This is a genomic window from Xanthomonas sp. D-36-1, assembly GCF_017746155.1.
GTDB lineage: Bacteria > Pseudomonadota > Gammaproteobacteria > Xanthomonadales > Xanthomonadaceae > Xanthomonas > Xanthomonas cissicola.
The window spans coordinates 45,059-64,717 of the sequence record NZ_JAGHWR010000006.1 but is presented as its reverse complement, the minus strand read 5'-3'; the positions used below and the strand labels follow the sequence as shown (position 1 = coordinate 64,717).

The window sequence follows — 19,659 nt, the reverse complement described above, 5'->3', positions numbered from 1 at the left end:
ACGCCCGCCGGCCGCGCGCGCGGCATCGGTCGTCATCGGCGATGTGCGCTCTTCAGCTGCGAAGGGTGTGATGTTTTCAGAGACGATCGGCGCCACCATCCCGCGCGCGGTCACGCGCCCGAACCGTGGCAAAGCGTGGTCAGCGCGTTGGCATCGATGATGCCGGTCGCTTCGCGTGCCGCAGCGCCCAGCAGCGTGCGCTGCATGTCGCCCTTGGCGGGCACGCTTTCGATACACCGCAGTTCGTCGTTGCGTCCGTACAGGCGCAATTCGTGCACCTGCCTGGCCACGGCGGCGTCCTTGGGCTGCAGGGTCAGCTGCCAGGCCTGTGGCTGGCCCTGCCCACTGACGCGGTAGTGCTGCTCCAGCAGCGCGCGGTCGCCGGACAGCAACGCGCCGAAACCGGACTTCAAGCCAGCCAGCTCGGGCACCCGGCTCAACGAGAAACGGCGTGGCGACTTGCCTTCGCGTTCCAGCACGCCTTCGTCGCCGGTCAGCGTGGTGGTTTCGCGGTATGGCGCACTGACCTCGCGCACCAGCGTCTGCGCGTCCGGGCGACGGTAGTGGCCCTCCACGCGCAACGGCGTCTTCAGCAAGGCCGAGCCGCGCAATTCGACGAAGTCGGTGCTGACCGGTGCGGGGCGCGCCAGGCGCTGCAGCACCCGCCCGACGTCCAGCGTCTCAGGCGGTGCGGCGCATAGCGGTGCGGCGCTGAACAGCAGTATCAGCATCCACGGCAGGGTGCGGCACATCGGCATGGTGGGTGTTCCAGAAATCGTAGAAGTTGAACCAGTTGTACGGCGCGTAGCAGGTGTAATGTTCCAGCCTGGCAGCGTAATCGCGCATGAGTACCGCCAGCACCGGGGCGCGCTGACGACGCGGCACGTCCAGGCCTTCGCTGAAGGTTTCGAACGCCAGCTCGTAGTGATTGCCGCCGTGATACAGGCCGAACGCCAGTACCACCGGCACCTTGAGCGCCGCGGCGATCAGCCACGGCGAGGTCGGGAACATCGCATTGCGGCCAAGGAACATCGCCGGCAGCGCCGGGTCGCCTTCGCTCGGGCGATCGATCAGCAGCGCCACCAGCGCACCGGCATCGGTGGCTTCCTTGATCGCCATGACGATCGAGGTCGCATCCATGCCGGCGTCGATGATGTTGGCGGCCAGCTGCGGGTTGAGCGCCCCCAGCAGGTCGGTCATGGCGCGGTTGTGCGCCTTGTCCAGCACCACCTTGACCTGCACGTCCGGGCGCTCGGTGGCCAGCACGCGCAGCGCATCGAAGCTGCCCAGGTGCGAGCCGAAGATCAGCACGCCGCGGCCGCGATCCATTTGCGTGTGCAGTTGATCCAGGCCGGTGATGTCCACGCGGAAGCGCTGCATCTGCCCGCACAGCATGTACACCCGGTCCAGGATGGTCGAGGCGAAGGTATGGATGTGCCGCGCCACATCGCGCAGCGAAGCCGGGCGGCCCAGCACCCGCGCCAGATAGGCACGCGAGGCGGCGCGCTCCGGGCCACGCACCAGCAGGAAGTACAGCGTGATCGGATACAGCAGCGCACGCCCCACCGCACGCCCGGCGTGCCGTGCAATGCCGCGGATCAGCCACAACGCAAAGCGCCCGCCACCTTCCGGACGCTGTTTCCAATGCTTGCTCATGGCGCTGCCTCGGCCACCAGTTCGCCGCTGACCAGCAACGCCTCGGCGCGCTGCACGCGGAAGCGCCAGCGCGGGCCATCGCCTTCCAGCGTGACCGAGGCGGTCTGGCCGGGCAGCAACGGCTGCACGAACTTCACCTGCGGCAGGCGCATGGCCGCGCGCGGACCATGCAGGGCTTCCACTGCCTGCAGCACATGGTCGAGCACGACCACGCCAGGCACCACGGGATGGCCCGGGAAATGTCCGGGCAGGCAGGGATGATCATGCGGCACAACGAAATCCATAAGCGTGGAACTCAGATCCTGGGTTGAAGCATTGCAGCCACGGCCTTGTGTGCCTGCTCGGTCAATTGTTGGCGATCCGGCGCATCCGGCCCGGTCACCGCGATCGGCGCACCGATCCGCACGCGAATGATGCCCGGCCTCACCCTGAACAGGCCATCGACCGGCAAGACCTTGCCGCAGCCATCCAGCGCCACTGGAACCACCTGCACACCAGCATCGATAGCGGCCTGCAGTAGTCCGGCCTTGAATGGCAACAATGCGCCGGTACGGCTGCGCGTGCCTTCGGGAAACAGACACAACTGTTTGCCCTCGCGCAGCAGTGCGGCAGCCTGGCGCCGCACCAGCGCCCCGGCCCTGCGGCTGTCGCGGTCCAGAAACAGCATGCCGGCGGCATGCGCATACCAGTTCACGAACGGCACCTTGCGCATTTCTTGCTTGAGCAAAAAGCGCAGCGGTACCGGCAAGGCATGGAACAGCGCACAGATGTCGATGATCGACTGGTGGTTGCTCACGAACAGATAGTTCTTGGACCAATCCACCCGCTCGCGCCCTTCCACGATGACGGTGGCGCCCGCACCACGGAACAGCACCGGCGACCACATCCAGCTGCCCATGCGCAGCAGACGGTCGGCATCGCGGGTGATCGCCAGCACGACCAATGCATAGACGATTCCGCCAGCGGTAAAGGCCAGCGTGAACGCCAATTGCAACAGGTTGAACACAGCCCACGCCAGGCGCGACGGCATCCTTGCCAACGGCATTTTTGTCTTGTCCCCGAAAATATGCACGTCCGTCGCTGCCCCAGGCCACGCACTCAGCGCAGCAGATCGCGCCAGAAATCCGGCCCGAGCCGCGCCATCTGACGCAAGAAGTCTGGCAGATTACGATAGGGGCGCTGTGGAAACCAGCGACCGCGCAATAGATATTCCCCAACGAAGAAGCCGCCAATCACCCCATAGGCGAGCAGATTGGCGAACAACGAGGCGCGCGCGTCGCTGATCGGCAGCGGCGAGGCATGACCCAGCTGCGCGAGCACGCCGCTGGGCTCGGCGCACAGCCCCAGCACCAGATTGGCCAGGGTCAGGCCGCACAGCAGCAGCGCCCAGGCCAGCGTGAGGCGGCGCGTGTAGCGGCGTTGTTCGGGCGTGATCGGCATGCCGGCCTGGCCGTACAGGCCTTCGACAATGCGCGTGATCAGCGGCGTGCGCCCGGCCCGCAGGCTGCGCCCGAAAAACCAGGCCACCCACCCGGTAAACACCACCGGCGGCGCCGCCAGCACCAACATCGCATACGGCGAATGCCACAGCGCGCCCAGCCCGGCAAGCAGCAGCAGCGCCAACGCCCAGGCCCAGGGCCGGCGCGCAACCATCGGTTCGATCAACACCATCAGCACCAGCAAACCACCGGCGATGACGGCCAATTCCGGGCGGTGACTGGCATTGGCCCAATGCGCCAGCGGCGAATACGCCACCGCCAGCAGAACGCCCAGCCCCAGCACCCACGCGGGTGCGTCGGGGGATGGCGCAGTTGGCAGATCAGACGGTCTTGTTGGCTTGGACATGCGCCGACAGTGCGCGCAGCGACGCGAAGATGCGACGGTTTTCGTCGTTGTCCGAGCGCAGCTGGAAGCCGTAGCGCTTGCTGATCGCCAGCGCCAGTTCCAGTGCGTCGATCGAGTCCAGCCCCAGCCCGGTATTGAACAACGGCGCCTCCGGATCGATGTCGGCGGGTTGGACGTCTTCCAGGTTCAGACTTTCGACCAGGAGTTCGGCCAGTTCACGTTCGGCAGCGGTTTGCGAGGACATCCAGGATTTCCACAGGTCAGGGTCGGGCAACAAGAGTGAGAACAAGCAAGAGCAGCGCGGGCGACCATCGGCAGGCATGGGCGTCGCGTCGGGCCGTAGTGTACGTTGCCGCCGCTGCCAATCCGAGCATCTGCCGCGCGGCTGGCCGGTGCCTGCCTGCTGCCGTCGTTCTTCACATATGGATCGGCGGGCCACAGCTGGCCGGGCCGCCGGGCAGGCTATCATGACTGCATGACGCTCGCCCGCCGCAGGTTCGTTCCAGGATGACTTCCACCGCTGTTCGCCTCACCCCGACCGCCATGCCGGCAGCCGGGCCGGCTCCCGGACCGGAGTGTCCGGATGTCCTGATCGTCGGCGGCGGCCCGGCTGGCTGCACCGCGGCCATCGCACTTGCCGAGCTCGGTTGGTCCGTTACCCTGCTTGAGAAGGCGCAGCACCCGCGCTTTCATATCGGCGAATCCTTGCTGCCGATGAACATGCCGATTCTTGAACGCCTCGGCGTGCTGGAAGACGTGCGTGCCATCGGCGTGCTGAAGCGTGGGGCGGATTTTCCCAACGACAGCGGCGGCTACAACACGTTCCGTTTTTCGCACGCGCTCGATGCCAAGGCCGATTTCGCCTTCCAGGTGCCGCGTGCGCAATTCGACCATGTGCTGTTCCAACGTGCGCGTGCGATGGGCGTGGATGCACGCGAGCAGGTCTGCGTGGAGCAGGTCGCCTTCGACGGCGAGCACCCGGTGCTGCAGGCACGCACGACAGATGGTGGCGTGCAGCAGTTCCGCCCGCGCTATCTGCTCGATGCCAGCGGCCGCGACACCTTTCTGGGCAACCGCCTCAAGCTCAAACGCGCCAATGCAACGCATCAGTCGGCCGCCTTGTTCAGCCATTTCCGCGGCGTGGCACGACGCCCGGGCGAAGATGCCGGCAACATCAGCATCTACCGGCATGCGCATGGCTGGATGTGGCTGATTCCGCTGCCGGAGGACATCATGAGCGTGGGCGCGGTCTGCTACCCGGACTACATGAAGACCCGCCAGGGCGACAGCGAGGGCTTCTTGATGCGCACGCTGGCGCTCAATGCCGAACTCAACGCGCGCATGCTCGGCGCCGAGCGCGTGGCGCCGGTGCATGCCACCGGCAATTACGCCTACGAATGCACGCGCATGGCCGGGCCGCGCTGGTTGATGCTGGGCGATGCCTACACCTTCGTCGACCCGATGTTCTCCTCTGGCGTGTTCCTGGCCATGCACGGCGCCGAACGTGGCGCAGCGATGGTGGATGCGGCACTGCGCGCACCGCAGTCGGAGGCGAAACTGCAGCGCGCGCTGCAGCGCGAACTGACGCGCGGCGTGGATGAATTCAAGTGGTTCATCTACCGCTTCACCTCGCCCACCATGCGCGCCTTGTTCGCGCAGCCGCAAAACACCTGGCAGGTGGAACAGGCGGTGGTCGCGATGCTGGCCGGCGACGTGTTCGATGCCCCCAAAGTCCGCATCCGCCTGCGCGCCTTTCGCGCCTTGTACGCACTCACCACCTTGTCGATGATGCCGCGCGCCTGGCAGTCGTGGCGCCATCGCCGGCGTCAGGCCAAGCTCGGCTTCGACGGCGACACCTTGCAACGCGACACGCAACAACGAGACGCTCAATGACCGCTTCCCAGGCCCAGACCACGCACGCCGTGCGCCATCCCCGGCTGCAGGTCGACTATGTCGACCAGACCGACCCTGCCGTGCTGCTGACCGATCCGCAGGTGCTGGCCGTGTTCGGCTTCGGCGATGCGGCGCCGCGCCTGCACGACTCGCGCTATCTGCGCGTGCCGCTGCAGCCGTACCAGGCCAGCGTGCTGGAAGTGTGGCGCACCGATGCGCCGGTGAGCAGCGGCCGCGATGGCAACATCGCCTGGTCCAGCGATGGGCACCTGCAGTTCGGCGTGATCGAGATCGACGAGCAGGATGTCGATATCGAAGAAGCCGCCGCCAGGGCGTATGCGGAAATCACCGCCTTCGTCAGCAACAGCCAGACGCCACGGTTGCTGCGGATCTGGAATTACCTGGACGCCATCACCCTGGGTAGCGGCGACCGCGAACGTTACCGGCAGTTCTGCGTTGGCCGTGCACGCGGGTTGGGCGCATTCGACACCGCGCAGTTACCGGCCGCCACCGCCGTGGGCCGTTGCGATGCCGAGCGCATCATCCAGATCTACTGGCTGGCCGCCGCCAATGCCGGCACGCCGCTGGAAAACCCGCGTCAGGTCAGTGCCTACCACTACCCGCGTCAGTACGGTCCGCAGTCACCGAGTTTCGCCCGTGCCATGCTGCCGCCGGCCGGCAGCGACATGCCGTTGCTGCTGTCAGGCACCGCTGCCGTGGTCGGCCACGCCTCGATGCACACCGGCCAATTGCTGGCGCAGCTGGAAGAAACCTTCGCCAACTTCGACGCCCTGCTCGGCGCCGCGCGTCAGCAGGCACCTGCGTTACCCGCGCAGTTCGGCGCCGGCACCCGCCTGAAGGTCTATGTACGAGAGCGCGAGGACCTGCCCAGGGTTGCGCAGGCACTGGACGCCCGCTTCGGCGATGCGGTCCCGCGCCTGCTGCTGCACGCGGTGATCTGCCGCGATGAGCTGGCGGTGGAGATCGATGGGGTGCATGGGTGATGCCACCTGCCGCGGAGGCCATCTGCGGCGATCGCTTGAGCAGCGCCAACGGATGGCGCGATGCGGGCGACGTGACGCAGGCACTCCTGCGCTGTGCGTGTTCAACACCGCTTGTCGAAAGCGTTAGACAGCCGCTGACAAATGCCGGCACACCGCTGCTTCTAAGCTGGCCTCTCAGCATTGCGCGCAGAGGCCGACCATGTTGTTGCTTGCGATCGTATTGGCGGCGTCCGTTCCAGCCGCCCCCCAATTGCTAGTCGGCCAGTCGTTCGAAACCTTCGCGACGCAGACCGACAGCCTGTGCCCTGGCAGACAGGCCAGGTCGGTCACGCCCGGCGATCTGGATTTTGCGCAAGAAACCTTTGAAGCGCAGTTGCGCCCACGCACCCGCACACGGCTGGAGGCGGCGAATACTGCGGCAACTCGCTGCGCCGACCGCAATGGCCTGAGCTGCCAGGTGGAAGCAACGCTCGAAGCCCTGCAGCAAACGCGCTTGCTGGCACGTTTTTCGCGCTATGTCTGCAGCCATCCATCGCCAAGCTGATCCTGACAGAGGCAGCGCCCGACGACGCGCGCACGCGGCTGTTCACGCTCAGCCGTTGAGCAATCCCAGCACCACATCGCGCGGCAGCTTGCCGGTTTCGTTGCGCGGCAGGGCGGCGAGTTTGCGCAGGCGGCGCGGCAGGAACACCGGGTCCACGCTGACGCGCAGTGCGGCCAGCACCTGCGCTTCGTCGAGGGTGGGGGCGACCACCAGCGCGGCGATCCGCCCGACCGCCTGGCCGGGATCGGGCGCGAGCTGCACGATGGTCCCGTCGATGACACCGGGAATGGCGAGCAGGCGCCGGGTGAGATCGGCCAGCGATGCGCGTTTTCCGGCGATTTCCAGCAGGTCGGCCTGGCGGCCGCGCACCTGGAAGCGGCCGTCGTCGGCCACGTCCATCATGTCGGCCAGCAGCACCGGCGTGGCCAGATGCGGCGCATGCACCAGCGTGCCCGCAGCCTGGGTTTCCAGGCGCACGCCGGGCAAGGGCGTCCACGCCGCTTCCAGCGCCGTACGGCGCACGGCGAACACGCAGGTTTCGGTGGAGCCGAACATCTCGCGCACCTCGCCGCCGAAACGCGCTTCGGCGGCAGCGGCGATCTCCGGCGCCAGCGGCGCGGTGGCCGACACGATACCGGCCAGCGGCGGCAGCGCCACGCCGGATTCGACCAACGCACGCAGATGCACCGGCGTGGTCACCAAGACACGCGGCGCGGGAATATCGGCCAGCGCACGTGCCACATCGTCCGGGAAGAACGGGCGCCCTGCGTGCACTGCCAGCGTGGTCACCATCGGCAGCAGCACCGACAACTCCATGCCGTACATGTGCTGCGGCGGCACCGTGGCGACCACGTGCGGGACGGCATCGGTGTGCGTCCACAGGCTTTGCAGCGCGACCAGATCCTGGCGCGTGCTGGTCAAAAAACTGCCCCATGTCTTGGGGTTGGGTTGCGGGCTGCCCGTGCTGCCGGAGGTGAAACCGATCGCCACCAGCGCATCGTCGGCCAGCTGCGGAATCGGACCCTGGGCCTGCGGCAACTCGGCCGGCAGCTGCCAATACCGCGGCGGCGCCAGCTCCAGCGTCAGATCGCCCAGACAATAGGTATCGGCGTAACGCGCCTGCACTTCGCCCACGACCGCCGGCGCGCGCGAAGACGGCAGCAGCGAGACCTGCCCGCGCAGCGCACACGCATAGAACGCCACCATGAAACGGTAGCGGTCTTCGCACAGATTCACCGCATGGCTGCCCTCGGGCAGCTGCTGCGCCAGGCCGTGCACGTGTGCGATGAAGGTCGCCAGATCGACCGACTGCCCCGCGCGCCAGGCCAGCGGACGGGCGGGCGCACCAACAGCCATCGGATGGGAAACAGCGGGAGCAGGCAGGCTGGACATGGAAACCGACGGTCGCAAAAGCGCGCTAGCTTGGCCGCCACCTGCGCTGCTGGCAAGTCGGGGGTTTTCCTCTGCGGCACGCGGAGTTGATCGCCACCAGGGCGTGGCATGTGGGGACGGGCAAGTTGCGTGTACCGCGCGCCTTGTGCGGCACGGCAACCATCCTCTCTGCGCTCGGCGGGTCTTCACCCGTGTTTGCTTGCGCTGGGCGTTGCGATATGCCGGTGGCTGCAGGTGTGGATGGCAGTCGTGCGGCGCGGCGGCGCAGGTGGGTTTTCCACGCGAGATTTTCGCTACGCTCGTCTGCGCTTGTCAGTCGCGCGCGGCTTTACCGGTGCCGTGGAGTTGAAGTATTCATTTTGCTGTCGCGTCCTACCTTGCTGCGCTTGCTCTGCAACTGCATGCCTTGCGCAGCGCTCGATCATGGTCGCGCCCGCTCATCGCGCGCTAGCAGATGCGATCGGAGGCTGCATGCAGCCACGCACGCATGACCTGTGGCCCAAGCCTGCTGCGCAGGCGAACTGCTAGGCTTGCGCGCTCTCCTTTGCGTCCCGCCGTGTCCGATGCCTAGATTGTTGCCGTTGACCCTTCTGCTGGTGGCCACCGCTGCACATGCACAGTCCGCCGCCCCGCTCACCATCGAACAGGCGATGGCCGACCCGGACTGGATCGGGCCGGCGGTGGACCAGGCCTGGTGGCAATGGGACGGCAAACAGGTGCAATACCTGCTCAAGCGCGATGGCAGCCCGGTGCGCGACACCTATCGCCAGGGCACCGGCGGTGGCACTGCCGAACGTGTGGCAGACACCGCACGCGCCGGCCTGGATGCGGCAAACCCCAGTTACGATGCCACCCGCCAGCGCATGCTGTTCGCACGTAACGGCGACATCTTCCTGCGCGATCTGCGCACAGGTGCACTGACCCAGCTGACCCGCAGCAACGAGATCGAATCGCGTCCGCAGTTCGCCAGCGACGGCGGTGCGATCTGGCGCGCGGGCAACAACTGGTACCACTGGCGTGCCGATGGCGGCACCGCGCAGGTGGCGGTGGTCAAGGCCGAGCGCGACCCCAACGCCGCCCCCAAGGCCGATGTGCTGCGCGAGCAGCAACTGGCGACGCTGGCCACCTTGCGCCGCGACAAGGAGCAACGCGACGCGCTACGCACGCAGGAAGATGCCTGGCGCCGCGCCGATGCCACGCGTGCGGCAGCGCCGGTGTATCTGGGCGATGAGGTGGAGATCGTCGACAGCGCGTTGTCGCCGGACGGCCGCCATCTGCTGGTGGTCACACAGGCCAAGAGCGCCGACGAAGGTCAGGCCGGCAAGATGCCCAAATACGTGACCGAATCCGGTTACGAAGAATTCCAGGAAGTGCGTACACGTGTCGGCCGCAATGCACCGGCAGCGCATGCGCTGTGGCTGGTGGATGTCGGCGCGGGCACGGCCAAAACGCTGTCTTTCGACCCACTGCCAGGCATTTCCACCGACCCGCTGGCCGCATTGCGCAAGACGGCCAAGCGCGACGCCCTCAAGGGTAACCGCGCGGTGCGTGTGGAAAGCGATGGCGACGGCAGCGGCCCGGCCGTGCATTGGAGCGATGACGGCCGTAACGTGGCGGTGGAAATTCGCGCGGTGGACAACAAGGACCGCTGGATCGCCAGCGTGGACCTGGACAACGCCAGGCTGCAGCCACGTCACCGCCTCAGCGATAGCGCCTGGATCAATTGGGACTTCAACGATTTCGGATGGCTGCCCGACAATCGCACGCTGTGGCTGCTGTCGGAAGAATCCGGCTATTCGCAGCTGTACACCGTGGAAGGCGACGGCAAGCCGCGTCAGCGCACGCGCGGCAAGTGGGAAGTGTCGATGCCGGTGCCCAGCGCCGATGGCAGCGGCATGTTCTTCCTGTGCAATCAGAAATGGCCGGGCGATTACGAAGTCTGCAAGCTCGATCTGCGCAACGATCAACTCACCGAGATCACTGCGTTGAACGGCGTGGAAGGCTACAGCCTGTCGCCCAACGGGCAGCAGTTGCTGGTGCGCTACTCCGGCAGTTATCTGCCGACGCAACTGGCGGTGGTGCCGGCCGCAGGTGGCCAGGCCACCGTGCTCACCGACACGCGCACGCCGGCCTTCAAGGCGCAGCCGTGGATTGCGCCGCAGTACGTGCAGGTGCCTTCCAAACATGGTGCCGGCACGGTGTGGGGCAAGTATTACGGCCCCAAGACGCCGGAGCCGGGCAAGCAGTATCCGATCGTGATGTTCGTGCACGGCGCCGGGTATCTGCAGAATGTCTCCGAACGCTACACCCCGTATTTCCGCGAGCAGATGTTCCACAACCTGCTGGTGCAGCAGGGCTACATCGTGCTGGACCTGGACTATCGCGCCTCCGAAGGCTACGGCCGCGATTGGCGCACGGCGATCTATCGCAACATGGGCCACCCCGAGCTGGAAGATTATCTGGATGGCCTGGACTGGCTGGTCGCCACCAAGCAGGGCGATCGCGCACGCGTCGGCATCTATGGCGGCTCGTACGGCGGCTTCATGACCTACATGGCGCTGTTCCGCAGCCCTGGCACGTTCAAGGCCGGGGCGGCGCTGCGTCCGGTCGGCGACTGGATGCAGTACAACCACGAGTACACCTCCAACATCCTCAACACGCCCGAGCTCGATCCGGAGGCCTACAAGACGTCCTCGCCGATCAACTACGCCCAGGGCTTGCGCGACCATCTGCTCATCGCGCACGGCATGATCGACGACAACGTGTTCTTCAAGGATTCGGTGGACATGACGCAGAAGTTGATGGAGCTGCACAAGGACAACTGGCAGGTGGCGCCTTATCCACTGGAACGCCACGGCTTTACGCGTGCCGATTCATGGCTGGACGAGTACAAGCGCATCCTCAAACTGTTCAACGAGCAGGTGAAACCCTAAAGCCGGCGAAACTGCGCGTGTCTGTCCCTGGATGAAAGCGGACGACACGCGCAGGGCTCGTGCTTTGCGCGTGTTGCACACAGACGTCGGGGTCAGGCCAGCTCGCAGTCACGATCCGCCCCGACCAACGGCGCACAACGTTCCTGATGCAGCCATCCGCAGCGACGACGCTGCGAGCGGGATCGACAACGCAGCACGTGCGCAGGCACACCACACCGGCGCGTCGGTTGGTTCGCACTCACCTGTTGCTACGCAAGTGGCTCTAAGCTTGGCGCAGGACCGGTAACGCGCCATCGCTGCGCGCGCGTTGCTGCACCGGTCCGCCGCATGACCGGTGCGCCGCCGGCATGATGGCGCTTCCACTCACCACGGGCGCGGGGAAGGAAGAAGCGATGGGCCTGTGGGACCGTTTGTTTGGACGCAAGAGCACTGCGGCAAACACGCCGCGCACAGCACCGACGGCAGCGCCTGCCGCTGCCGCAGACGCCTCGGAAGCGGGGGCCGAGATCGACCCCGCACTGCAGCCGTCGCTAAGCGCGTTTCAGCGCGGCGACCATGTCGGCGCCTACAACGCTGCGCAGACCCAGCTCCACCTTGGCGCCGATGCGCAGCGCCTGTGCGCGCTGTCGTTGAGCGCGCTGGACCGCTATCGCGAAGCCTATCCGTACTGGCTGGCGCTGTACGAGCTGGAGCCCAGCGCACACAACGCACTGCAGTTGGCAACCACCTCGGTGATGTGCAACGAGATCGCGCAGGGCGAGCAGTGGTTGCTGACCTTCGACGATCTCAACGCGCAGGAGCGGTCCACCTCGCCCGCGACCGCGCGTACCAGCCTCCTCACCGCGCTCACCCGCGCCGGCCATGGGGCGCACGCGCTGCCGCATCTGGAATGGTTGCGCGAGGCATACGCCGGCATGTCCATCACCGACAGCCACTTCCTGTACGTGCGCGGGCTGCCGTTTCTCGAAGCCTTTCTTGAGCGCAGCACGCCGCTGTTGCGCCAATGCCTGCCAGCCGATGCAGTGCCCGAGTGGTACGCGCAACTGCAACCGGCGCTGGATCCCCCCGGGCAGGCGATGGTGGCTGCCCACATCGCATCGCTGCAATGAGCACCGTCCAGCCAGCATCGGCGCGGCAGCGCGGTGGCTTCGTCACTCCGTTGGCGTGGGTTTCCCTGTTGCTGGGGGTGGTCAGCGTGCTGGCCAATCTGGTGCAGATCGCAATGATCGCACTGACGCCAGGTGCGGCATCGCTAGGGCTGCCCGCAGGCATCACCCTGCCCCACTCCTGGCAATGGCTGATCGATCACGCGCTGTCCTTATCCCTCGCCGGCGCGGTGCTCTCGGCTGCGTTCTGCTGGTTGAGTTGGGCGCTGCTGCAGCGGCGCGAGTGGGCGCGGCTTGGCTTCGTGGCGGTGTTGCTGGGGACCGGAGTGCTCAATTTCGGCGGACTGGCGTTGATCGGGCCATTGTTCGACGGCGTGCAGACGCTGCTGCCCGCCGATGTGCTGCAAAGCCCGGAATGGCCGCAGATGCAGGCACGTTTGCAGGCCACCCAGCAGATGGCATTGGTCCTCACCGGCCTGGGTGCGCTGGCGATCGGCTGCGTGCATGCGGTCCTGGCATGGCGGTTGTGCACGCCCGCTGTCCGCGCGGAGTTTTTGCAACCGTAGTGACTTGGGAGCAGGCAGGGATGCTGCAGCCTGCAGCAGATCAGCTGCCTTGCGACGAGATACGCCTCGCTCGCCAGTTGCCCATCAAAAACTGAGCGCTTGCGTGGGCGGTGGCCTGGCTATCTTCAAGCCCGGGTCGACTGTACGGAGCCCGCATCGCTCGCGGCACACGCAGTGCACCCATCCTTGCGGCGAGGACACTTGAGGGAGCCGCGCTCTCGCCAGACAGTTTGCTGGTGGTCTTGTTGAGAAACGAAAACACCACCTCGCACGGTGGGCGGATTGTTGGTTGCCGCGCTGGAATGTTGCGCACCGACCAACTCGACTGTCACTGCCCAGCAGTGATCACTGCGCCCTCATCCCCGCATCGCACTGCGACAAACGGGCGCGCTTGCGCGGGATGCACCGCGCGGAGTGCACGGCTTAGAATTGGGACATGAACGAATTCGACCGTGTACGCGATTATCTGACCGACCTGCAGGACCGGATCTGCGCCGCTGTGGAAGCTGCCGACGGCAAGGCACGATTCGCCGAGGATCTTTGGAAGCGCGAAGAAGGCGGCGGTGGCCGGACCCGCATCCTGCGCGATGGCGCGGTGTTCGAGCAGGCCGGCATCGGTTTTTCGGACGTGTCCGGTACGCGCCTGCCGCCGTCGGCCAGTGCGCACCGGCCCGAGCTTGCCGGTGCGACCTGGCGTGCATGCGGCGTCTCGTTGGTGTTTCATCCGCACAATCCGTCTATCCCGACCACGCACATGAACGTGCGCTACTTCCGCGCCGAGCGCGATGGCGAGGTGGTAGCCGCCTGGTTTGGTGGTGGCTTCGACCTGACCCCGTTCTATCCCTTCGATGAAGACGTGCAGCACTGGCATCGCGTTGCGCAGGCGCTGTGCGTGCCGTTTGGCCAAGAGCGCTATGCCGCGCACAAGCGTTGGTGCGACGAATATTTTTTCCTGCGCCACCGCAACGAAACGCGTGGCGTGGGCGGGCTGTTCTTCGACGATCTGGGTCAGGACTTCGAGCGCGACTTTGCCTACCAGCGTGCCGTGGGCGATGGCTTTCTGGACGCCTACCTGCCGATCGTCGAGCGCCGCAAGGACACACCCTACGGCGAGCGCGAACGCGAGTTTCAGCTGTACCGTCGTGGGCGCTACGTGGAATTCAATCTGGTCTACGACCGCGGCACCCTGTTCGGTCTGCAAAGCGGTGGGCGTGCCGAGAGCATCCTGATGAGTCTGCCGCCGCGGGTGCGCTGGGAGTACGGCTTTACGCCGGAGCCAGGCAGCGCCGAAGCGCGCCTGGCCGATTACCTGATCCCGCGGGACTGGCTGGGTTGAACGAAACGCCGCTGTAAGGCGCGGCGTCCAGGCGGACGTCCAGGCAGACGGCGGCACTGTCGGACACGTTACAGCGCATCGCGAGCAGGTGCGTTGCCTGCTGACGGTTCGATCGACTGCGTGTCATCGGTGCGCCATGCCGCCCGGCGACAGCGGCCGCACAGGCGCGGATTGCGCGACGCGACGGCGGCCGGTCCCTCAGCAGAATGAAACTCGCCAACCATTGGCGGTATCGGCAGCGTGCATGGCAAGCGCGCACATGCAGCAATCGCAAACCGATAAATGAATACCCGCGCGGCCCGTCTATAAACTGAATGGGCAGCATGGCCTCGTCCCGAGGTCGCAGCATGCCCTCTGCATCGCCGCACCTGACGATTGAGCGGGCATTTACGCTGCAATGCGGCATGCATTGGAGCTCGACGCCAAGCGAATGCGTTGCCTGCACGGGGCTCTGACTGGTGTAGCTACAAGCCACGCACCTGCACGAACCGAGGCACCTGCCGCATCGCAGTTAACGCTGCAGCGCTTGCGCATAGTGGGAAAACACAAATAAAAAAGCCCCGCAGACCAGGGGGAGGTCGGCGGGGCCAGGGAACGGAAACTTGGGGAGGAGTTTCCGCTCCGAGATCTGCTCCAGGGGATGGGAGAGATCTGCCGACAGGCGTTGCGCCCGTCGAGGGATATAACAACATTTTCCACATTGATGGATCGTGAAGATGACTGTTAAAAAAATGTAGAATTTAGGGGGTATTCATTCCATTAACTCAGCTGAATTCACATTATGTTTGGAACGGATTATTGCTGATCTGCGTATTCAGCATATCCGCCATTCACCGCATCAATGCGCCTGGTCCCAATTATCGCCAACGCCCGAATCGACCACGAGCGGCACGCGTAATTCAGCAGCGCCCGTCATGCGCGTGGTGACCTCGCTCAGCAGCGTGTCGACGAAATCGACGTCGGCTTCGAACACCAGTTCGTCGTGCACCTGCAAAATCATCTTCGCGCGTTGCGCGTGGTCGGCGATCCAGCCATCCACGTTGACCATCGCGCGCTTGATGATGTCCGCAGCGGTGCCCTGCATCGGCGCGTTGATGGCGGCGCGCTCGGCACCGGCACGCTGGCCCTGACTGCCGGCATTGATGAAATCCAGGTACAACCTGCGGCCGAACACGGTTTCCACATAGCCCTTGTCGCGCGCCTGCTGGCGGGTGGTTTCCATGAAGTCGCGCACGCCCGGGTAACGGCTGAAGTACAGCGCAATGTAATCCTGCGCCTCGCCGCGGCCGATACCGAGCTGGCGGGCCAGGCCAAAGGCGCTCATGCCATACATCAGGCCGAAGTTGATCGCCTTGGCAGCGCGGCGTTCGTCAGCGCTGACGGTGTCGATGGTGCGGCCGAATACTTCGGCGGCCGTGGCGCGATGCACGTCGGCGCCGGACTCGAACGCACCCACCAGCCCGGGGTCGCCGGACAGGTGCGCCATGATGCGCAGCTCGATCTGCGAATAGTCGCAGGCGATCAGCTTGCGTCCGGGCGGTGCGACGAAGGCGCGGCGAATGCGGCGGCCGTCTTCGGTGCGGATCGGGATGTTCTGCAGGTTCGGATCCGAGGAGGACAGCCGCCCGGTGGCGGCACCGGCCTGGTGGTAGCTGGTGTGCACGCGCCCGGACTGCGGGTGGATCATCTCCGGCAGCTTGTCGGTGTAGGTGCTGCGCAGCTTGGTCAGGCCACGGTATTCCAGGATGACCCGCGGCAGCTCGTGCTGGTCGGCGATGGCTTCCAGCGCCTCTTCGTTGGTCGAGGGCTGGCCCTTGGGCGTCTTGACCACGGCAGGGAGCTTGAGCTCGTCGAACAGCAGGGCCTGCAGCTGCTTGGGCGAATCCAGGTTGAAGGTGCGCCCGGCCAGCTCGGTGGCTTTCTGCTGGGCGGCGAGCATGCGCTTGGACAGGTCCGCGCTCTGGCGGCGCAGTTCGGCCGCATCCACGCACACTCCGTTGGCTTCGATGCGGGCCAGCACGTCCACCAGCGGCATTTCGATGTCGCGGTAGACGCGCTCCAGGCCCGGTTCGCTGGTCAGGCGGGGGCCGAGCACGCGATGCAGGCGCAAGGTGATGTCGGCGTCTTCGGCGGCGTAGCGGGTGGCGTCTTCCAGGCTGATCTGGGCGAACGGGATCTGCTTGGCGCCCTTGCCGCAGACGTCTTCGTACTTGACGGTGTCGTAGCCGAGATAGCGCTTGGCCAGGCTGTCCATGTCGTGGCGGGCGCTGCCGGAATTGAGCACGAAGCTCTCCAGCAAGGTGTCGTCGGCGTAGCCGGCCAGCTCCACGCCATGCCGGCGCATCACGTGCAGGTCGTACTTGCCGTGCTGGCCGAGCTTGCGCACCGCAGGGTCGGTCAGCAGCGGGGCCAGTTGCGCCAGCGCCTGGGTGCGGTCGAGCTGGACCGGGGCACCGGGGAAGTTGTGGCCGAACGGCAGGTACGCCGCCTGGCCGGGCTCGGCGGCCACGCTCAGGCCGATCAAATCGGCTTGCAGCGGGTCCAGGCTGTCGGTTTCGGTATCGAAGGCGAACTGGCCGGCGGCACGCAGCCGCGCGATCCAGCTGTCGAGCTGCTCCTGGGTCAGGATGGTGTCGTACTGGCCGGGCGCCGACAGCGACGGATCCAGATCCACCGCGGCGTTGACGGGGCCGGAGACGAAGCCGGTGCCGCGCGCGCGGCCCGGCTCGGTGCGCGCAGTGGCAGCAGCAGCGCCCAGCGCCACCGGCTCGGCCAGCAGGCCCGCCTGGGCGGCGGCCGCACCACCGAGTTCGCGCAGCGCCTGGGTGAAACCGTAGCGGGCGTACAGCACCGCCAGCGCCTCGGCGTTGGGCTCGCGCAGGTCCAGCGCGCGCGGGCCGCTGGCCAGGGTGACATCGGTCTTGATGGTGACCAGCGCGCGGTTGAGCGGCAGCCGTGGCAACGCGGCGCGCAGGTTGTCGCCGATCTTGCCCTTGATCTTGTCGGCATTGGCGATGACGCCATCGAGCGAGTCGTATTCGGCCAGCCATTTGGCGGCGGTCTTGGGGCCGCACTTTTCCACGCCGGGCACGTTGTCGACGGTGTCGCCCATCAGCGCCAGCAGGTCGACGATCTGCTCGGGCCGCACGCCGAACTTGGCGACCACCGCCGCGTCCGAATCCATGCGGCTGCCGCTCATGGTGTTGACCAGTTCGATGCCCGGGCGCACCAGCTGGGCGAAGTCCTTGTCGCCGGTGGAGATGGTGACGGCCAGGCCATCGGCGGCGCCCTGCAGGGCCAGCGTGCCGATCACATCGTCGGCTTCCACGCCGTCGATACGCAGGATGTCGATGCCCAGCGCATGCACGATGTCGCACATCGGCTGCACCTGCGCGCGCAGGTCGTCGGGCATCGACGGTCGGTTGGCCTTGTAGTCGGCATACAAGTCATCACGGAAGGTTTTACCGGGCGCATCCACCACGAAGGCGATGTAGGCCGGGCGCTCCTTCAAGGTGGCGCGCAGCATGTTGACCACGCCGAACAAGGCGCCGGTGGGCTCGCCCTGCGCATTGGTCAGCGGCGGAAGCGCGTGGAACGCGCGATACAGGTAACTGGACCCGTCGATCAGGACTAATCTGCTCATGACCCAATTCTACGCTGCACGCCCAGGGCACACCGCGCCAGCGCATACTTGCCGACGCTCAATACGGATCACGACAATGAACAAAGCACGTCTTTTGCTGCTGCCGTTCTTGCTGCTCGGCGGCTGTGCCACCAGCGGCGGCGACCGCGCCGGTGGCGATATCCCGGCTGGTGCCGATGTCACCAGCAAGACCATGGGCAACGGCGACAAGGTCGACGAATACCGCGTCAACGGTCAGCTGGAAATGGTGCGGGTGACGCCGGCGCGCGGGGCGCCCTACTTCCTGTACGACCGCGACCACGACGGGCATACCGACGCGGAAAGGGACAAGGTCAACAAGGTGTATTGGCAGCTGTATAGCTGGTGATTCGGGATTGAGGATTGGGGATTCGTAAAGCAGGGGCCGCGGGTCGGAGACGTTGCGTGGCTCTGTTTTTGATCTCTGCCTTGGTGGGTTAGGTGCGTTGCGGCGTTGCTTGTCGAGATGGCTGACAGAGGCCTGGGTACCGTTCTTCGCATGCCGGCGTCGTGCGCCGCCAGTTCTGCTGTTTTGCGGTGACGGCACGGCTGGGCGTGTGGCTCAGCGTTCTTCCTGTTGGCGCACCGCTCGGCTTTCTCCGCCCGGTCCGGTGCACCAGCTGGTCAGCTTGCTCGGCCTGCCGGGCGCTTGCGCAGCGTCAGCTGTCTTCCAGCGGGCCGGTGACGCGTTGCAGTTCGTCGATGCCGGCCGGGGCCAGCTCCTTCATCAGGGCCAGGAAATCGGCGCCGACCAGGCGTTGCGCGCGGCGCAGCAGCATCGGTACCGGGCTGGATGGTTCGTGCCGGGCGTAATAGGCGCAGATCTCTTCCAGCCGCCGCTTCACATCATCGGGGCCGGCGATCTCGTCGTTGCGGCGCGTGGCGTTGGTTGCCGTGGCGACGGCATGGCCTTCGCCGGCAGCCTGCTCGCCGTCTTCGGTGACCGCCAAGATGCCCTGCCACGCTTGCCAGTGCGGCAGCACGAAGCGCTCCAGATCGCGCAGGTCGGTCAGTAGCGGGCGCAAGTCGGGGGCGGCCGTGCCGACGCGCTCGCTCAGCAGCGCATCGATCGCCCGCGCCTGCCGCAGCGCTTCGGTAATGGCCTGGGCAGAGGTGGCCAGCGTTTCCGGCGTGCAGTCCTGGCAGCAGGCTTCGATCTCGGCCAGGCTGGGGCCGCTCTGGCCGTCGGGCAGCCTGATGCTGCCATTGGCCACGCGCAGATCGCGCAGACTGAAGCGGCCCAGCCGCGGCGACTGCACGAACGCGGTGGTGCGCAGCGCGCCGAGCAGGCCCATCGGGTCGCTGAGGCCAACCAGCGCATTGATGCGCGAGGTCGGGTCGTTGTCGTCGTCGGCATCCAGCTGCGGATGCACGCTGTCCCAATGGCGCTCAAGCAGGCCATGGATCAACGCCAGCGCATCGGCCCAGCCCGGCAGGCCGCGCAGGCGCAGCCAGGCGGCGCCGAGCCTGCCGGCCACGCGCAGGTCGCGGCTACGCCGGCACAGGTCCAGCGCCAGCGCCTGTACCTTGTCCCAGTCCGGTTCTTCGGCGGCGATGACGCTCTCGCCCAGCGCGCGCTCGGCGCGGACCGCCGATTCGCGCTCCAGGCGCAGGAACTCCGGGTCGTATTCCAGATCCGGTCCGGCCGGGGCGTCGTCGCCGAGCGGCGTCAGCAGGGTCTCCAGGGAACTGTCGTCTTGCATGGCACGGCCTCCATCGGGGG

At 66.4% G+C, this 19,659-nt stretch carries 17 protein-coding genes; 8 read left to right on the top strand and 9 right to left on the bottom strand.

The window, feature by feature from the left end; translation table 11 throughout:
- Positions 1–110: 110 nt before the first annotated feature.
- The 6 genes from J7367_RS02065 to xanC all read right to left on the bottom strand — a co-directional run bounded on the left by J7367_RS02065 (position 111) and on the right by xanC (position 3,745).
- Positions 111–758: a LolA-related protein gene (locus J7367_RS02065; RefSeq protein ID WP_057661050.1), complete on the bottom strand. Its 648-nt coding sequence runs from the start codon at positions 756–758 to the stop codon at positions 111–113.
- Entirely contained in the window at positions 682–1,656 is a 975-nt protein-coding gene (locus J7367_RS02060; RefSeq protein WP_057661039.1) for an acyltransferase, read from the bottom strand. Before J7367_RS02060 ends, J7367_RS02065 begins: the two co-directional genes overlap by 77 nt.
- Positions 1,653–1,880 carry a hypothetical protein gene (locus J7367_RS02055; RefSeq protein ID WP_202988577.1) on the bottom strand — a complete coding sequence of 76 codons (228 nt, stop codon included), beginning with the start codon at positions 1,878–1,880 and terminating at the stop codon, positions 1,653–1,655. Before J7367_RS02055 ends, J7367_RS02060 begins: the two co-directional genes overlap by 4 nt.
- 71 nt (positions 1,881–1,951) lie before the next feature.
- A complete protein-coding gene (locus J7367_RS02050) occupies positions 1,952–2,701 on the bottom strand; it encodes a lysophospholipid acyltransferase family protein (RefSeq protein WP_005914786.1) in 750 nt (249 codons plus the stop codon).
- Positions 2,702–2,754: 53 nt separating this feature from the next.
- Positions 2,755–3,438 carry a ketosynthase gene (locus J7367_RS02045; RefSeq protein WP_161797554.1) on the bottom strand — a complete coding sequence of 228 codons (684 nt, stop codon included), beginning with the start codon at positions 3,436–3,438 and terminating at the stop codon, positions 2,755–2,757.
- A 37-nt stretch (positions 3,439–3,475) separates the two neighbouring features.
- Positions 3,476–3,745: a xanthomonadin biosynthesis acyl carrier protein XanC gene (gene xanC / locus J7367_RS02040; protein WP_005914783.1), complete on the bottom strand. Its 270-nt coding sequence runs from the start codon at positions 3,743–3,745 to the stop codon at positions 3,476–3,478.
- 299 nt (positions 3,746–4,044) lie between these two features.
- On the opposite strand from xanC, the gene J7367_RS02035 reads away from it, so the two are divergent.
- The 3 genes from J7367_RS02035 (at position 4,045) to J7367_RS02025 (ending at position 6,942) form a co-directional block, all read left to right on the top strand.
- The gene (locus tag J7367_RS02035) at positions 4,045–5,394 is read left to right on the top strand and encodes an NAD(P)/FAD-dependent oxidoreductase (RefSeq protein ID WP_033481140.1); all 1,350 of its coding nucleotides are present in this window, start codon (positions 4,045–4,047) and stop codon (positions 5,392–5,394) included.
- Positions 5,391–6,398, top strand: a complete 1,008-nt coding sequence (locus J7367_RS02030) for a pteridine-dependent dioxygenase (protein ID WP_022560288.1) — start codon at positions 5,391–5,393, stop codon at positions 6,396–6,398. Before J7367_RS02035 ends, J7367_RS02030 begins: the two co-directional genes overlap by 4 nt.
- A gap of 199 nt (positions 6,399–6,597) precedes the next feature.
- Positions 6,598–6,942, top strand: coding sequence for a hypothetical protein (locus J7367_RS02025; RefSeq protein ID WP_057661036.1), 345 nt, complete (start codon positions 6,598–6,600; stop codon positions 6,940–6,942).
- Between the two features lie 48 nt (positions 6,943–6,990).
- Here J7367_RS02025 and J7367_RS02020 read toward each other — a convergent pair whose 3' ends face one another.
- Positions 6,991–8,334: an AMP-binding protein gene (locus J7367_RS02020; RefSeq protein ID WP_007967068.1), complete on the bottom strand. Its 1,344-nt coding sequence runs from the start codon at positions 8,332–8,334 to the stop codon at positions 6,991–6,993.
- A gap of 572 nt (positions 8,335–8,906) precedes the next feature.
- On the opposite strand from J7367_RS02020, the gene J7367_RS02015 reads away from it, so the two are divergent.
- The 4 genes from J7367_RS02015 (at position 8,907) to hemF (ending at position 14,275) form a co-directional block, all read left to right on the top strand.
- On the top strand, positions 8,907–11,267 hold the full coding sequence (locus tag J7367_RS02015) for a S9 family peptidase (protein ID WP_057661034.1): 2,361 nt from the start codon (positions 8,907–8,909) through the stop codon (positions 11,265–11,267).
- Positions 11,268–11,659: 392 nt separating this feature from the next.
- A complete protein-coding gene (locus J7367_RS02010) occupies positions 11,660–12,376 on the top strand; it encodes a hypothetical protein (RefSeq protein WP_057661032.1) in 717 nt (238 codons plus the stop codon).
- Positions 12,373–12,939 carry a hypothetical protein gene (locus J7367_RS02005; protein ID WP_057661030.1) on the top strand — a complete coding sequence of 189 codons (567 nt, stop codon included), beginning with the start codon at positions 12,373–12,375 and terminating at the stop codon, positions 12,937–12,939. The genes J7367_RS02010 and J7367_RS02005 overlap by 4 nt, the downstream gene beginning before the upstream one ends.
- A gap of 436 nt (positions 12,940–13,375) precedes the next feature.
- Positions 13,376–14,275, top strand: a complete 900-nt coding sequence (gene hemF / locus J7367_RS02000) for an oxygen-dependent coproporphyrinogen oxidase (RefSeq protein ID WP_022560294.1) — start codon at positions 13,376–13,378, stop codon at positions 14,273–14,275.
- Between the two features lie 838 nt (positions 14,276–15,113).
- Here the strand turns inward: hemF and polA are convergent.
- Entirely contained in the window at positions 15,114–17,918 is a 2,805-nt protein-coding gene (polA, locus tag J7367_RS01995) for a DNA polymerase I (protein ID WP_057661028.1), read from the bottom strand.
- Positions 17,919–17,994: 76 nt separating this feature from the next.
- On the opposite strand from polA, the gene J7367_RS01990 reads away from it, so the two are divergent.
- Positions 17,995–18,285, top strand: a complete 291-nt coding sequence (locus tag J7367_RS01990) for a DUF2782 domain-containing protein (protein ID WP_003487371.1) — start codon at positions 17,995–17,997, stop codon at positions 18,283–18,285.
- Between the two features lie 310 nt (positions 18,286–18,595).
- On the opposite strand, the gene tssA is transcribed toward J7367_RS01990, so the two are convergent.
- Positions 18,596–19,639 (bottom strand): type VI secretion system protein TssA, encoded by a 1,044-nt coding sequence (gene tssA / locus J7367_RS01985; protein ID WP_057661048.1) that lies wholly within the window; start codon positions 19,637–19,639, stop codon positions 18,596–18,598.
- Positions 19,640–19,659: the final 20 nt, after the last annotated feature.